Genomic DNA, 14132 nt, shown 5'->3' on the forward strand with positions numbered 1-14132 from the left:
CGAATATTATCGACTTTAAATATATATTTAATAAATTTTTGAAAGAGAAAATCCACCAATCCAAGTTCTCGAAACCTCAGTGAAAATAAATTCACCTGATGCCAAAAGTATATTAACTCTTTCACTTTCGACAATAGAACTAGGAAACTCTTTATTATCAGAAAAATTAAATGTCAAAACTCCTTCATTTGTATTACACGGTGTAAGCTCGTAAGTTTCATTTTTATATCTTGCTATATGAGTCATATATTTCATATCTGCTCCTTATTTCCGATCAAGAAGGAAATAATACAACAGATTGTTTTATAAGTAAATATTTTAAAATACTGCTTGACGAATTACACTATTTATACGTGTAATCACTTATTATTAAAGTGAAAATGAAAAACATAATAAAGTTTAACGATGCAATGTTAAAACTGTCATAGATAAAAAACATCAATGAGCTGCTCTCAACTCTTAGCAAGAAATAACGGAGGATAAGTTACACAAACTTAATAATGACCTTTCATTCTAAAGCACTAATTAATATTTATTTAAACTGAGTATAAATAACGTGGAGAGAAAATATGTCAAGAATGGTGACTCTTGAAGCGTGGGCAAGGTTGGAATTTGGAGATGCCTCTCCTTGCATGACGGTATTACAAAAATACGCAAAGAATAACCTTATTGCACCACCCGCAATGAAAGTTGGCCGCAAGTGGATGGTTGATAGAGAAGCTCGTTATGTGGGTTATCTATCTCTCCCCCAAATTCCTACTAAATCAACGGAACGACTTAAGAGGATAATTACAGATGGCTGCCCGACCACGAACCCATAAAATTATTATCCCTAATTTATATCGAAAGCTAGATAAACGTAACGGCAAAATTTATTGGCAATATAAACATCCCATCACTGGTACATTTCATAGCTTAGGCACTGACGAACAAGAAGCGAGAGAAACTGCCATTCAAGCCAATACAATTATTGCTGAACAACATACTCGACAGTTATTAAGTATTAATGAACGGTTATCAAAAATTAAGACAAATAAGTCTGAAATATCTGTCGATATATGGATGGATAAATATTTAGATATTCAAAAAGAAAGATTAGATATTGGTGAATTAAAAATTAATTCTTATCGACAAAAAATGAAACCCATTAATTTATTCCGTCAGTATTGTGGTACGAAAATATTAAAAGAGATAACCGCTTTAGATATTGCTGAAATAATAGATTCAGTCAAAGTATTAGGACATTCAAGAATGGCTCAGGTCGTTCGCATGGTGCTTATTGATGTATTTAAAGAAGCTCAACATGCTGGCTATGTTCCTCCTGGTTACAATCCCGCGAAAGCAACTAAACAACCACGGAACAGAGTGAAAAGAGAACGCATGACATTGGAAGAATGGCGCACTATTTATCAGCAAGCTAAGAACCACCCTCCTTACCTGCAATGTGGAATGTTGCTCGCCTTAACCACAGGTCAGCGGATCGGTGATATCTGTAAAATGAAATTCTCTGATATTTGGGATGACATGTTACATATACAGCAAGAGAAAACAGGCAGTAAGTTAGCCATCCCTCTCTCGCTACAATGTGAGGCTATCAACCTCTCTTTAAGGGATGTTGTTGCTCAATGTCGTGATGCTGTTGTGAGTAAATATCTCGTGCATTATCGACATACCACCGCACAAGCGAAACGTGGTGAACAAGTCACGCCAAATACGTTAACCACAACATTTAAAAAAGCGCGAGATAAATGTGGGTTAACTTGGGAAAAAGGTACTGCACCTACTTTCCATGAACAACGTTCTTTATCCGAGCGACTTTATCGAGAACAAGGAATTAATACACAAAAATTATTGGGTCATAAAACACAAAATATGACTGATAAATACCACGATGATAGAGGCAAAGAATGGCAAATTATTGCTGTTTAATTGAACAGTTTTGGGGAAGAGTTTTGGGGATATTTTGGGGAAGCATTTTATAGTACAAAAAATAAACGGGAACTAATAAGCTCCCGTTAACTATTTATCAAAGCAACAATTACATGTGTTTGATAATCGCGTCACCAAACTCGCTACATTTCAGCAGTTTAGCGCCTTCTAACTGACGTTCGAAATCATAAGTTACAGTCTTAGCGGCAATCGCACCTTCCATACCTTTAATGATTAAGTCAGCGGCTTCTGTCCAACCCATGTGGCGTAACATCATTTCTGCGGAAAGGATAATTGAGCCAGGGTTAACTTTATCTTGCCCTGCATATTTTGGTGCAGTACCGTGTGTTGCTTCAAATAAAGCACACTCATCACCAATATTTGCGCCTGGTGCGATACCGATACCACCTACTTGAGCCGCTAATGCATCAGAAATATAGTCACCATTTAGGTTCATACATGCGATAACATCGTACTCTGCTGGACGTAACAGAATTTGTTGCAAGAATGCGTCAGCGATAACGTCTTTAACAATGATCTCTTTGCCTGATTTTGGATTTTTGATTTTAACCCAAGGACCACCATCTAATAATTCACCACCAAACTCTTCACGTGCTAATTCATAACCCCAGTCTTTAAAGGCACCTTCGGTAAATTTCATAATATTACCTTTGTGCACCAGAGTCACTGAATCACGGTCGTTATCGATCGCGTATTCAATCGCTGCACGCACTAAACGCTTAGTTCCTTCTTCTGAACAAGGTTTGATACCAATACCACAATCTTGTGGGAAGCGGATTTTGGTAACACCCATTTCATTTTGCAGGAATTTAATCACTTTATCGGCTTCTGCTGAACCCGCTTTCCATTCAATACCTGCATAAATATCTTCTGAGTTTTCACGGAAGATAACCATATCTGTTAGTTCAGGTTGTTTAACTGGGCTTGGTGTGCCTTTGTAGTAACGTACTGGACGTAGGCAAATATAGAGGTCTAGTTGTTGACGTAATGCAACGTTTAATGAACGGATACCACCGCCAACTGGGGTAGTAAGAGGACCTTTAATAGAAACACGATATTCACGGATAAGATCTAAGGTTTCTTCTGGTAACCAAACATCTTTACCATAAACCTGCGTTGATTTTTCGCCAGTGTAGACTTCCATCCACTCAATCTTACGTTCTTTGCCGTAAGCTTTCTCAACTGCTGCATCAACAACTTTTAACATTGCTGGCGTGACATCGATACCGATACCGTCCCCTTCGATATAAGGGATAACCGGATTATTTGGAACAACAAGCTTACCTTTAGCATCTAGTGTAATTTTAGCGCCATTAGCCGGAACAACTACTTTGCTTTCCATTTACCTCTCCTTTCATGTAAGCGCACGCTTTGTTAATTTTTTGTAAGAGACCTGTCAATACTACTTGATTATTCAGCTAACGCCAATCGCTTCTCTTTTAAGGTATAATCAATCTCCCATTTTTTACAAAAATTAACTATGGCAAATCAACTTAAAAATAGCGCTAAATCGAGAAAACACCGCACTTCATTAGCACAAAGAAAACCAGTGCGCCCAAGAGGTGAGCGTAAAGTCGTTATCTTCAACAAGCCCTTCGATGTTCTTGTACAATTTACGGACGAGAGTGGCAGGAAAACACTAAAAGATTTTATTCCTATTCGTGATATTTATGCGGCAGGACGTTTAGATAGAGATAGTGAAGGACTTTTAGTCTTAACAAATGATGGAAAGCTACAAGCAAAATTAACACAACCGGGTAAAAAAACAGGAAAAATCTACTATGCTCAGGTAGAGGGTGTTCCTTCTACAGCCGCATTACAACAATTTCGAGATGGATTAGAACTTAAAGATGGCAAAACATTGCCAGCACAAATCGAAATAGTTGAGCAACCCGAATGGTTATGGGAGAGAAACCCGCCGATTAGAGAACGCCAAACTATTCCAACAACTTGGCTAAAAATTACCTTATTTGAAGGTAAAAACCGTCAAGTGAGACGAATGACTGCTCATGTTGGTTATCCTACATTGCGCTTGATCCGCTTTAGTATGGGAAATATTACATTAGATAATTTATTACCCGGTGAATGGAAGGAGATCGATTTTGTTTAAACCTCATGTGACTGTCGCGTGTATCGTTCATGCGCAAAATAAGTTTCTCGTTGTTGAAGAAACTATCAATGGAAAAGCAACGTGGAATCAACCTGCAGGGCACCTTGAAGCCGATGAAACACTTATTCAAGCCGTTCAACGTGAGTTATGGGAAGAAACAGGATTAACGCTTCCTGTTCAATATTTTCTTAAATTACATCAATGGATTGCGCCTGATAAAACGCCTTTTTTACGTTTTCTCTTTTTAATTGAAGCACAAGAACAATTTGATACTCACCCTAATGATAGCGATATCAATTGTTGTCACTGGGTTAGCGCAGATGAAATTATCCAAAGCCAGCAATTACGCTCACCTTTAGTGAGAGAAAGCCTGTTATGTTATCAACAAGGTGAACACTACCCTCTTTCTATTTTAACTAGCTTTGGCGCACCCTTTAACTAAATGACAGAGAATGGAAAAACAAAGCATCAAAAACAGAGCAACACTTGATGCACCTGTGTCAGTGATATGGTAAAGTATGGCGCTTATTTTTCCGCAGTGAGATCCAGTCATGTCAGATAACAGCCAAAAAAAAGTCATCGTAGGAATGTCCGGTGGCGTAGATTCATCCGTCTCAGCCTATCTTCTTAAGGAACAGGGATATCAGGTCGTTGGTCTGTTTATGAAGAACTGGGAAGAAGACGACGATACAGAATATTGCTCAGCTTCAACAGATCTTGCCGATGCGCAAGCCGTATGCGATAAACTTGGCATTGAGCTTTATACTATCAATTTTGCCGCTGAATATTGGGATAATGTTTTTGAACATTTTTTATCTGAATATAAAGCAGGCCGCACTCCAAACCCCGATATTCTGTGCAATAAAGAAATAAAATTTAAAGCATTTTTAGAATATGCGGCAGAAGATTTAGGTGCTGATTATATCGCAACAGGTCACTATGTTCGCCGTCGTGATATTAATGGCAAAAGCCAATTACTTCGTGGCGTCGATAACAACAAAGACCAGAGCTATTTCTTATACACGTTAAGTCACGAGCAAATCGCACAAAGCCTTTTCCCTGTTGGTGAAATGGAAAAGCCTGAAGTTAGAAAAATTGCAGAAAAACTTGATTTAGCAACAGCAAAGAAAAAAGACTCAACGGGTATTTGTTTTATTGGTGAGCGTAAATTTACCGATTTCTTATCACGTTACCTCCCTGCTAAACCTGGCCCTATCATCACAGTTGATGGTGAAACCATCGGTGAACACCAAGGATTGATGTATCACACATTAGGTCAACGTAAAGGTTTAGGTATCGGTGGAACAAAAGACGGTGGCGATGATCCTTGGTATGTCGTTGATAAAGATGTTGAAAATAACATTCTTGTTGTGGCGCAAGGTCATGAACACCCAAGATTAATGTCTGTCGGCTTAATTGCTCAACAATTGCATTGGGTATCGAGAGAACCAATTACTGAAGCTTTTCGCTGTACTGTTAAAACACGATATCGCCAACCTGATATTGCGTGTACAGTAACACCATTAAGTGAAGATAAAATTGAAGTCCGCTTTGATTATCCCGTTGCGGCTGTAACACCGGGACAATCAGCCGTCTTTTATCAAGACGAAGTCTGTTTAGGTGGCGGTATCATTGAAACCCGTATTCAGGAGTAGACGTGGCTAAAGATTTTCGTGATATTACACTTGCACTGGCAGGCGTCTGCCAGGCAAGTCGTCTTGTTCAGCAAATTGCTTACCAAGGTAGTGCGAACGAGAATGATGTTGAAGTGATGGTTAACAGTATTTTTAATCTCAATCCAACATCAACACTTGATGTTTATGGCAATCAAATCAGTCATTTAAAATTAGGTTTTCAAACACTGAAAGCTATTCATCAGGCAGTAAGAAGAGAAAAATTAACACTGGAGTTGATGACTTATCAACAAGGTTTAATCAACTTAGAACGCTTAATCGGACGAAATGACGATTATAGTGCACGTTTATCACAAAAAATTTCTCAATTAGAGCGTCAAAAAAGCTATTTTGAACCTATGTCCGAAGGTGTATTTAATGCCCTTGCTGGCGTTTATGTTGATGCAGTTAGCCCTGTAGGCCCTCGTATTCAAGTTCATGGCTCTATCGAACTGTTAAAAAACCCAATTATTCAAGCTAAAGTTAGAGCGCTATTATTAACGGGTATCCGTAGTGCTGTGCTCTGGCGTCAAGTTGGTGGTCGCCGTTTTGATTTTTTATTGCATCAAAAAACGATCATCCGACAAGCTGATGATTTTCTCGCTCAATGTTAATACTTTAAATTCAACCTGGGAGTTGCCAACAATGGAATTATCTTCGCTGACAGCGATTTCACCGATTGACGGTCGTTACGGTAGTAAAACTTCGTCGTTACGTTCTATTTTTAGTGAATTCGGTCTTCTGAAATTCCGTGTACAGGTAGAAGTTCGCTGGCTGCAAAAGCTGGCATCTTGCGCCGACATTAAAGAAGTTCCCGCCTTTGAAAAAAACGCAAACGATTACCTTGATGCAATTGTTGCTAATTTTAATGAAGAAGATGCTGCACGCATTAAATCTATCGAACGCACCACTAACCACGATGTAAAAGCCGTAGAATATTTCTTAAAAGAAAAAGTGGCGACCATCCCTGCTTTACATCAGGTTTCTGAATTTATTCACTTTGCTTGTACTTCTGAAGATATTAATAATCTGTCTCATGCTATTATGCTAGAAACAGCCCGCCAAGAGATCCTGCTACCTGCATGGCGTGAACTTATTGATACAATTAGTAAAATGGCACAAGAATACCGTGACTTACCTCTTCTTTCTCGCACTCATGGTCAACCTGCTACCCCGTCTACAATGGGTAAAGAGTTTGCTAACGTTGCTTACCGCATGGAACGCCAATACCGTCAACTTACACAAGTTGAGATCTTAGGTAAAATTAATGGTGCCGTCGGTAACTATAACGCTCACTTAGCCGCATATCCTGAAGTAAACTGGCACCAATTTAGTGAAGAATTTGTGACTTCATTAGGTATTACATGGAACCCATACACAACGCAAATTGAACCGCATGATTATATTGCTGAACTTTTTGATTGTATTAGCCGTTTCAATACCATTTTGATCGATTTCGATCGTGATATTTGGGGTTACGTTGCACTGAATCACTTCAAACAAAAAACGATTGCGGGCGAAATTGGCTCATCCACCATGCCTCACAAAGTCAACCCTATTGATTTTGAAAACTCTGAAGGAAACTTAGGGTTAGCAAATGCCGTTATGGGGCACCTTTCTAGTAAATTACCGCTTTCTCGTTGGCAACGTGATTTAACTGATTCAACCGTTCTGCGCAATTTAGGTGTGGGTATTGGTTATGCATTAATTGCTTATCAATCAACCATGAAAGGCCTTAATAAACTTGAAGTAAATGAAAAACATCTTCGCGAAGAATTAGATTCTAACTGGGAAGTATTAGCAGAGCCAATCCAAACTGTAATGCGTCGTTATGGCATTGAAAAACCGTATGAAAAACTAAAAGAATTGACTCGTGGTAAGCGTATTACTGAGCAAGATATGGTTATTTTCATCGATGGTTTAGAGTTACCTGAGTATGAAAAAACTCGTTTAAAAGCGATGACACCTGAAAGTTATATTGGTTTTGCAACTCAGTTTGTTGATAAGTTAAACTAATTTATCACACGAAAAAGGCAGATAATTTCTGCCTTTTTTTATAACAAAAAAACGAAGAAAACTATCTATAACCTAAACACTTTGCTGGCTACAGTATTTTTTAATCAATAGATTGTCTATGATAACCTTATATTTTTATCTAATAGACTGACTATCATGTCCTATATTTATTTTACAACGGTGTCTTTTTACCGATTGTACTCAAGGTGGAATAATGCGGATCTTAATTATTGAAGATAATATTTTACTTCGTCATCACTTATCTGTGCAGTTTCGTGATGCAGGCCATCAAGTTGACGCAGCAGAAGACGCTAAAGAAGCAGATAGTTTTATAGCTGAAGGTACACCCGATGTTGCTATTGTAGATTTAGGATTACCCGATGAAGATGGTATTAGCCTTATTCGAAGATGGCGAGAAAACAATATCACGTTACCTATTATGGTGTTAACTGCGCGTGAAAGTTGGCAAGAAAAAGTCTCCGCATTAAATGCTGGTGCTGATGACTATGTGACAAAACCTTTTCATTTTGAGGAAATTGTTGCACGTATTCAGGCATTAATGCGAAGAAACATGGGAATTGCATCACAAACACTCTCTATTGAGCCTTTTGAGTTGGATTTGTCACGTAAAGAGTTCATGATTTCAGGCGAGCAAATCAAATTAACAGCGTTTGAATATACGATCTTAGAAACATTAATGCGCAATCAAAACAAAGTTGTTAGCAAAGATGCATTAATGCGTCAGTTGTATCCAGATGCTGAATTAAAAGAAAGCCATACTATTGATGTACTAATGGGGCGGTTACGTAAAAAAATCTTAGAAAAATACCCTGATGATGTTGTCGTGACAGTACGTGGACAAGGCTACCGTTTTGATATGAAACCTTAATATGCAAAAAAAACAGCGCTCTCCACTCTCATTACGAACACGATTTTTACTTGCAACGAGTGCCATTATTTTGGCTCTTACTCTCTCTTACGGGTTGGTTGCTATAGTCGGTTCTATTGTCAGTGTAGATAAAACCACTTTTATGCTGATGCGCAGTCAGAGTAATCTTTATTACAGTTTAGCGCAGTGGAATAAAGGCAAGCTGAATATTGAGTTTCCAACAAATTTGAATAATAACAATACATCGCTGGTGGTCGTTTTTGATGATAAAGGTAATGTCTTATGGACACCTTCTGATTTACCTAAAGCTATTCCTGATAGCATTAAGCATAAATGGCGTCATGAAGAAGGGTTATTTGAAATTTCGGTTGATGTCAAAATAACTCGTTTAATGCTAAAACAGTTGCCTCAATACCGTGTTTATCTCAAACGACTTGAAGAATATTCAAGTAACGAATTTTTAACTCACTCAGTGGTAATTAATCATTATCCTGCGGCTGATAATATGCCTTACATGGCAATCGCAGTTATCGATCCTATACCTCAGCGTATGCAAAAAGTCAGTCAGGTTTGGGACTGGTTTTTATATATCATTCTCGCTAATTTGTTCTTAGTTGTACCTTTAATTTGGTTAGCAGCACACTGGAGTTTACGACCTATTAAACAATTGATAGAACAAATCAGTGCATTAGAAAAAGGAACACGTAATGATTTGGATGAAAACCCGCCAACCGAATTAAAGGGTTTAGTCCGAAATTTAAATGTATTATTACGTAATGAACGAAGCCGTTATAGTAAATATCGCACAAGTTTATCTGATCTTACCCATAGCTTAAAAACGCCCCTTGCCGTATTACAATCAACATTACGCTCTTTACGATCAGGTAAGCAAATGACGATAGAGCAAGCTGAGCCTATCATGCTCGATCAAATAGAACGAATCTCACAACAAGTCGGTTATTATCTGCATCGAGCATCTATTCATGGTGATCACGACATTACCACGCGAAAACTCCATTCACTGTCAGGGTTGTTAGATAATCTTTGTAGCGCTTTAAGCAAAGTTTATCAGTCAAAAGGCGTTGATTTAACACTCAATGTTTCACCTGAAATCATGTGGTTAGGTGAGAAAAATGATTTTATGGAAGTGATGGGCAATATTCTGGATAACGCTTGTAAATACTGTTTAGAGTTTGTCGAAATCAATGTAAGTAATAATGAAAACAGCGTAATAATTATTGTTGATGATGATGGCCCCGGTGTTAGCCCTGAAAAAAGAGAGGCTATTTTCCAGCGAGGAACAAGAGCAGACACGTTGCGACCAGGGCAAGGTTTAGGATTATCTATCGCTGTAGATATTATTGAACAATACAGTGGCGAAATTACTATTACCGATAGCCCTTTAGGTGGCGCTCGTATCACTGTAACCTTTGCTGAGCAACAACTTACCACTGAGCGTGAATAACCACTCTTGATAAAAAATGTTTTTTATCAAACTTCCCCCACTCTGTATACTGCATTATGTATGATATCTATGCAGTTATTACAGCGTTACTCGCTATTACTCACATTGCTCAAAGGAATGTTTAGCAGGAAGTTAGAATTCATTATACTATGACTTCAGGCTTCCCGAATTCAGGATATACACAATGGACTATAAACTTAATTTAGATTGGCAATCATTCCTCGAAAGCCATTGGCAAAAACGCCCTTTATTAATTAAAAACGGCTTCTCACGTTTTGTTGATCCTTTATCTCCTGACGAACTTGCTGGTCTTGCAATGGAAGATGAAGTAGATAGCCGTCTTGTTAGCTGTCAAGACGGACAATGGGGAGTCAAACATGGGCCTTTTGAGCACTTTGAAGGACTTGGTGATAAAGATTGGTCTTTACTTGTACAAGCCGTCGATCACTGGCATTTTCCTAGTGCGGCATTAATGAAGCCTTTTCGTGTATTACCCGATTGGCGCATTGATGATTTAATGATCTCTTATTCTGTTCCCGGTGGTGGTGTAGGCCCGCACCTCGATCAATATGATGTCTTTATTATTCAAGGACAAGGTCGTCGTCGCTGGCGTGTGGGTGAAAAAATCCCAATGAAACAACATTGCCCTCATCCTGATCTGCTGCAAGTTGATCCTTTTGAAGCAATTATTGATGAAGAATTAGAACCGGGTGATATTCTTTATATCCCACCTGGATTCCCACATGAAGGCTATGCGATTGAAGAATCGCTAAACTACTCTGTTGGTTTCAGAGCACCTAATGCGCGTGAACTTTTCAGTGGTTTCGCTGACTATGTGTTAGCAAATGATTTAGGCAGCTATCGTTATAGCGATCCAGATCTAACACCGCGTGAAAACCCAGCATTAGTGCAACATCAAGAGTTAAATAAACTTCATGACATGATGGAAGATTTACTTGCTCAACCAGAAGTATTTCGTCATTGGTTTGGTGAATTTATTTCTCAATCTCGCCATGAACTTGATCTCGCAGTTCCAGAGCCTTTATATGAAAATGCAGAAATTCATGATTTACTGCAACAAGGTGAGCAACTTCATCGTTTAAATGGTATTCGTGCGTTACGTGTTGGCGATAACTGTTTTGTAAATGGCCAATTGATGGATACTGATCATATAGAAGCGGTGGATGCGCTTTGCCAATATGATTATATTGATAAACAACATTTGGGCGATGCATTAGCTGATCCAAAATTTGTGCGTTTATTAACTCAGTTAGTTAATCAAGGTTATTGGTATTTTGAAGATTAATTATCACTAAATTTCAATGATAAGTTATAAAGCCCTGAGATATTAATTACAGGGCTTTTTTATTATTAAATACTTTAAAATATCACTTCTTATAAAATTTAACGAATTAAATAATTTATCGATTCTTTTAAAAGTACTCTTGTATTATGAAAGAAAAAAGGAATAAAAACAAAAAATGTACTTTGTAAGAAAAAAAGCAATAATGTATGTTTGCTATTTGTCACATAAAGAGAAAATGAAATGAACAGAGTTATTAGAAAATAGCTAAAGATAATAATAAATGATTGTTGTTCTGATTTTTTAATCACTTCCTTTTTATGAGAATCTAGTTGTTCTTCTATTACAGGTTTTAATAATTTTCCTGTTATGTTTTCCATTCAATATCCTTATATTATATATTTTTGTTTCACCGTAATTATAAGGTATATTCAATAAAATCAATTTACCAAAGAGTTATTAATTTCAAGTCTATATTGAAAAATTAATATTAAATAATATACAAACCTATTATTATAAAATCATTCTATTTTTAATTAAGTATATTTACCCGTTAATAATCCACCTATTTTTCAGCCATTTCTCCTATTTTATTTTATCAATTCACCCTAAGATAAAATTAGATTTTTACTACCTTACTTCTTTTTTCGACAATGGAGTCGTCTATGAAAAAGTTTATTATTTTAATTGCTGCGTTTATTTTACCGTCCATGGTATTTGCAAAAACAGTAGAAATAACCAAGGAGAAAGCACCACCTGCACAAACGGATATCATTTTTGTATTAGATAAAAGTGGTTCAATGCAAGGATATGAAAAAGATACTATTGGTGGATTCAATACCATTTTAGCTGAAAATAAAAATCGTCCAGAAAAAGTCTATATCACCACAATTTTATTTGATAGTAAGGCTAAAAAATTACATAACCGCGTTGATATTAATAAGATAAATGATTTAACTGCTAATGATTATTTTGCATCAGGTAATACCGCATTGCTAGATGCGGTGGGAAATGCAATCACTGAAGGGAATAAACCAAATTCACCTTATAAAAATGTCATGATGGTGATCATAACTGATGGCGAAGAAAATAGTAGCCGTGAATATTCGCTAGAAAAAGTAAAATCATTAATTACTTCGGCAGAAAAAGAGAAAGGCTGGGAATTTATCTTTTTAGGTGCTAATTTTGATGCGATAAGTGCTGCGGAAAGTATTGGTATTAAATCATCTAACTCAACTCAATATATTCAAGATGCTAAAGGCTATGGAAATGCCTATGAATCGGTTAATAAAGCCGTTCAGTCTAAGATTGAAGGTAAAGAGTTAAATGAAGATTGGAAATCTTCTGTTGAGCAAGATTATAACGAGCGTAAATAAGTCATCTAAATTAACAATATAACTTAGATATATAACTAAAAAATAATAGCCGACATATCGGCTATTATTTTATACACTCAATACATGATATTAATTAATCACTTTAGCCTTTTCTCTTTCAGCCGTAATTTCAGCGATACGCATGATCACACTCACCGCAGCCTCCATTCCTTCTAAAGAGATAAATTCATGCTTACCATGGAAATTATAACCGCCAGTAAAAATATTAGGGCAAGGTAATCCACGATAAGAAAGCTGAGCACCATCTGTGCCACCACGAATAGGTTTGATGTTAGGCTCAATATCACAATCAATCATTGCTTGTTTTGCTATTTCAATGATGTGTGGGAATTGAACAACTTTATCATGCATATTGTAATAACTATCATCAATAGTCAGCTCAATATAGCAATCTGGATGTAAGCCTTTACCTACTTTTTCTGCAATCGCAATCATATTCTGTTTGCGTTTTTCAAATAAGTTACGATTAAAATCACGGATAATATAATGCATTTCCGCCCTTTCTACCGTACCTTTAATACTTTGCAGATGGTAGAAACCTTCATAACCGTCGGTATTTTCTGGTGTTTCATCAATAGGTAATTCTTGATGAATGCGTGTTGCTAATCCTAATGCGTTTACCATCACCCCTTTTGCACTACCAGGGTGAACATTGTTACCAACAATTTTGATATTCACTGATGCGGCGTTGAAGTTTTCATATTCCAATTCACCAACACCACCACCATCGACGGTATAAGCCCAACTTGCACCGAATGCATTTAAATCGACATAATGCGCACCACGACCTATTTCTTCGTCAGGTGTGAACGCAATACGAATATCACCATGAGGCCTATTTGTTTCTTTTAAACGCACCATGGCGGTAATAATTTCAGCAATACCTGCTTTATCATCAGCACCTAATAAGGTTTTACCGTCTGTGGTGATTAATGTTTTACCAATCATGGAGTGTAAGATTGGAAACATAACTGGTGATAACACTTCATCACCAATACCCAATGCAATATCACCACCACGATAATCTTCAAGCACTTGTGGTTTTACATGCTTACCAGAAAAATCCGGCGCTGTATCAAGATGCGAAATAAAACCAATTACAGGCACCGGCCAAGAGACATTGGATGGCAAACTTGCCATTACACATCCTTTGTCACTGAGTGTTACATCAGCAAAACCCAGTTTTTTTAATTCTTGTGCCAATGCCTTAGCTAGTTTTAGCTGACCATCACTGCTTGGTGACATTTTTGAAGATGGTTTTGATTGTGTATCAAAATTAATATATTCAAAAAAACGTTCTAATAATTTATCCATTTTGCCCCCTAAGAT

At 37.2% G+C, this 14132-nt stretch carries 15 protein-coding genes; 11 read left to right on the forward strand and 4 right to left on the reverse strand.

What is annotated here, in order from left to right; genetic code table 11:
- Positions 1 to 27: 27 nt before the first annotated feature.
- Positions 28 to 255: a hypothetical protein gene (locus DK866_RS13765; protein ID WP_109372946.1), complete on the reverse strand. Its 228-nt coding sequence runs from the start codon at positions 253 to 255 to the stop codon at positions 28 to 30.
- Between the two features lie 314 nt (positions 256 to 569).
- Here DK866_RS13765 and DK866_RS13770 point away from each other — a divergent pair, with 314 nt between their 5' ends.
- Both DK866_RS13770 and DK866_RS13775 read left to right on the forward strand, forming a co-directional pair.
- Complete coding sequence (locus DK866_RS13770) at positions 570 to 821, forward strand: excisionase (protein ID WP_017628380.1); 252 nt, start codon at positions 570 to 572, stop codon at positions 819 to 821.
- Positions 796 to 1929: a site-specific integrase gene (locus DK866_RS13775; RefSeq protein WP_109409355.1), complete on the forward strand. Its 1134-nt coding sequence runs from the start codon at positions 796 to 798 to the stop codon at positions 1927 to 1929. Before DK866_RS13770 ends, DK866_RS13775 begins: the two co-directional genes overlap by 26 nt.
- 109 nt (positions 1930 to 2038) lie before the next feature.
- On the opposite strand, the gene icd is transcribed toward DK866_RS13775, so the two are convergent.
- On the reverse strand, positions 2039 to 3292 hold the full coding sequence (gene icd / locus DK866_RS13780; RefSeq protein ID WP_006537208.1) for an NADP-dependent isocitrate dehydrogenase: 1254 nt from the start codon (positions 3290 to 3292) through the stop codon (positions 2039 to 2041).
- 138 nt (positions 3293 to 3430) lie between these two features.
- On the opposite strand from icd, the gene rluE reads away from it, so the two are divergent.
- The 8 genes from rluE (at position 3431) to DK866_RS13820 (ending at position 11409) form a co-directional block, all read left to right on the forward strand.
- Positions 3431 to 4060, forward strand: a complete 630-nt coding sequence (gene rluE / locus DK866_RS13785; protein ID WP_109409356.1) for a 23S rRNA pseudouridine(2457) synthase RluE — start codon at positions 3431 to 3433, stop codon at positions 4058 to 4060.
- Positions 4053 to 4502 (forward strand): NUDIX hydrolase, encoded by a 450-nt coding sequence (locus DK866_RS13790; RefSeq protein WP_109409357.1) that lies wholly within the window; start codon positions 4053 to 4055, stop codon positions 4500 to 4502. Before rluE ends, DK866_RS13790 begins: the two co-directional genes overlap by 8 nt.
- A 109-nt stretch (positions 4503 to 4611) precedes the next feature.
- On the forward strand, positions 4612 to 5715 hold the full coding sequence (gene mnmA / locus DK866_RS13795) for a tRNA 2-thiouridine(34) synthase MnmA (RefSeq protein ID WP_109409358.1): 1104 nt from the start codon (positions 4612 to 4614) through the stop codon (positions 5713 to 5715).
- Positions 5716 to 5717: 2 nt separating this feature from the next.
- A complete protein-coding gene (gene hflD / locus DK866_RS13800) occupies positions 5718 to 6347 on the forward strand; it encodes a high frequency lysogenization protein HflD (protein ID WP_109409359.1) in 630 nt (209 codons plus the stop codon).
- 31 nt (positions 6348 to 6378) lie between these two features.
- On the forward strand, positions 6379 to 7749 hold the full coding sequence (gene purB, locus DK866_RS13805) for an adenylosuccinate lyase (protein WP_109409360.1): 1371 nt from the start codon (positions 6379 to 6381) through the stop codon (positions 7747 to 7749).
- A 214-nt stretch (positions 7750 to 7963) separates the two neighbouring features.
- The gene (gene phoP / locus DK866_RS13810) at positions 7964 to 8638 is read left to right on the forward strand and encodes a two-component system response regulator PhoP (protein ID WP_109409361.1); all 675 of its coding nucleotides are present in this window, start codon (positions 7964 to 7966) and stop codon (positions 8636 to 8638) included.
- Between the two features lies 1 nt (position 8639).
- Positions 8640 to 10103, forward strand: a complete 1464-nt coding sequence (gene phoQ / locus DK866_RS13815; RefSeq protein ID WP_109409362.1) for a two-component system sensor histidine kinase PhoQ — start codon at positions 8640 to 8642, stop codon at positions 10101 to 10103.
- Between the two features lie 184 nt (positions 10104 to 10287).
- A complete protein-coding gene (locus tag DK866_RS13820; RefSeq protein WP_075672658.1) occupies positions 10288 to 11409 on the forward strand; it encodes a cupin domain-containing protein in 1122 nt (373 codons plus the stop codon).
- 98 nt (positions 11410 to 11507) lie between these two features.
- Here the strand turns inward: DK866_RS13820 and DK866_RS13825 are convergent, their stop codons facing one another.
- Entirely contained in the window at positions 11508 to 11786 is a 279-nt protein-coding gene (locus DK866_RS13825; RefSeq protein WP_109409363.1) for a hypothetical protein, read from the reverse strand.
- Between the two features lie 273 nt (positions 11787 to 12059).
- Here DK866_RS13825 and DK866_RS13830 point away from each other — a divergent pair, with 273 nt between their 5' ends.
- Positions 12060 to 12782 (forward strand): vWA domain-containing protein, encoded by a 723-nt coding sequence (locus DK866_RS13830; RefSeq protein ID WP_109409364.1) that lies wholly within the window; start codon positions 12060 to 12062, stop codon positions 12780 to 12782.
- A 90-nt stretch (positions 12783 to 12872) separates the two neighbouring features.
- Here the strand turns inward: DK866_RS13830 and pepT are convergent, their stop codons facing one another.
- Complete coding sequence (gene pepT / locus DK866_RS13835; protein ID WP_109409365.1) at positions 12873 to 14117, reverse strand: peptidase T; 1245 nt, start codon at positions 14115 to 14117, stop codon at positions 12873 to 12875.
- Positions 14118 to 14132: the final 15 nt, after the last annotated feature.

It is taken from the genome of Proteus genomosp. 4 str. ATCC 51469 (assembly GCF_003144375.1).
GTDB lineage: Bacteria > Pseudomonadota > Gammaproteobacteria > Enterobacterales > Enterobacteriaceae > Proteus.

Excerpts from the sequence above, each read along its gene's own strand:
- pepT (WP_109409365.1), bottom strand. The coding sequence starts at position 14,117 with ATGGATAAATTATTAGAACGTTTTTTTGAATATATTAATTTTGATACA.
- phoP (WP_109409361.1), top strand. The coding sequence starts at position 7,964 with ATGCGGATCTTAATTATTGAAGATAATATTTTACTTCGTCATCACTTA.
- DK866_RS13820 (WP_075672658.1), top strand. The coding sequence starts at position 10,288 with ATGGACTATAAACTTAATTTAGATTGGCAATCATTCCTCGAAAGCCAT.
- mnmA (WP_109409358.1), top strand. The coding sequence starts at position 4,612 with ATGTCAGATAACAGCCAAAAAAAAGTCATCGTAGGAATGTCCGGTGGC.
- DK866_RS13825 (WP_109409363.1), bottom strand. The coding sequence starts at position 11,786 with ATGGAAAACATAACAGGAAAATTATTAAAACCTGTAATAGAAGAACAA.
- DK866_RS13775 (WP_109409355.1), top strand. The coding sequence starts at position 796 with ATGGCTGCCCGACCACGAACCCATAAAATTATTATCCCTAATTTATAT.
- DK866_RS13770 (WP_017628380.1), top strand. The coding sequence starts at position 570 with ATGTCAAGAATGGTGACTCTTGAAGCGTGGGCAAGGTTGGAATTTGGA.
- rluE (WP_109409356.1), top strand. The coding sequence starts at position 3,431 with ATGGCAAATCAACTTAAAAATAGCGCTAAATCGAGAAAACACCGCACT.
- purB (WP_109409360.1), top strand. The coding sequence starts at position 6,379 with ATGGAATTATCTTCGCTGACAGCGATTTCACCGATTGACGGTCGTTAC.
- icd (WP_006537208.1), bottom strand. The coding sequence starts at position 3,292 with ATGGAAAGCAAAGTAGTTGTTCCGGCTAATGGCGCTAAAATTACACTA.
- phoQ (WP_109409362.1), top strand. The coding sequence starts at position 8,640 with ATGCAAAAAAAACAGCGCTCTCCACTCTCATTACGAACACGATTTTTA.
- DK866_RS13765 (WP_109372946.1), bottom strand. The coding sequence starts at position 255 with ATGAAATATATGACTCATATAGCAAGATATAAAAATGAAACTTACGAG.
- DK866_RS13830 (WP_109409364.1), top strand. The coding sequence starts at position 12,060 with ATGGAGTCGTCTATGAAAAAGTTTATTATTTTAATTGCTGCGTTTATT.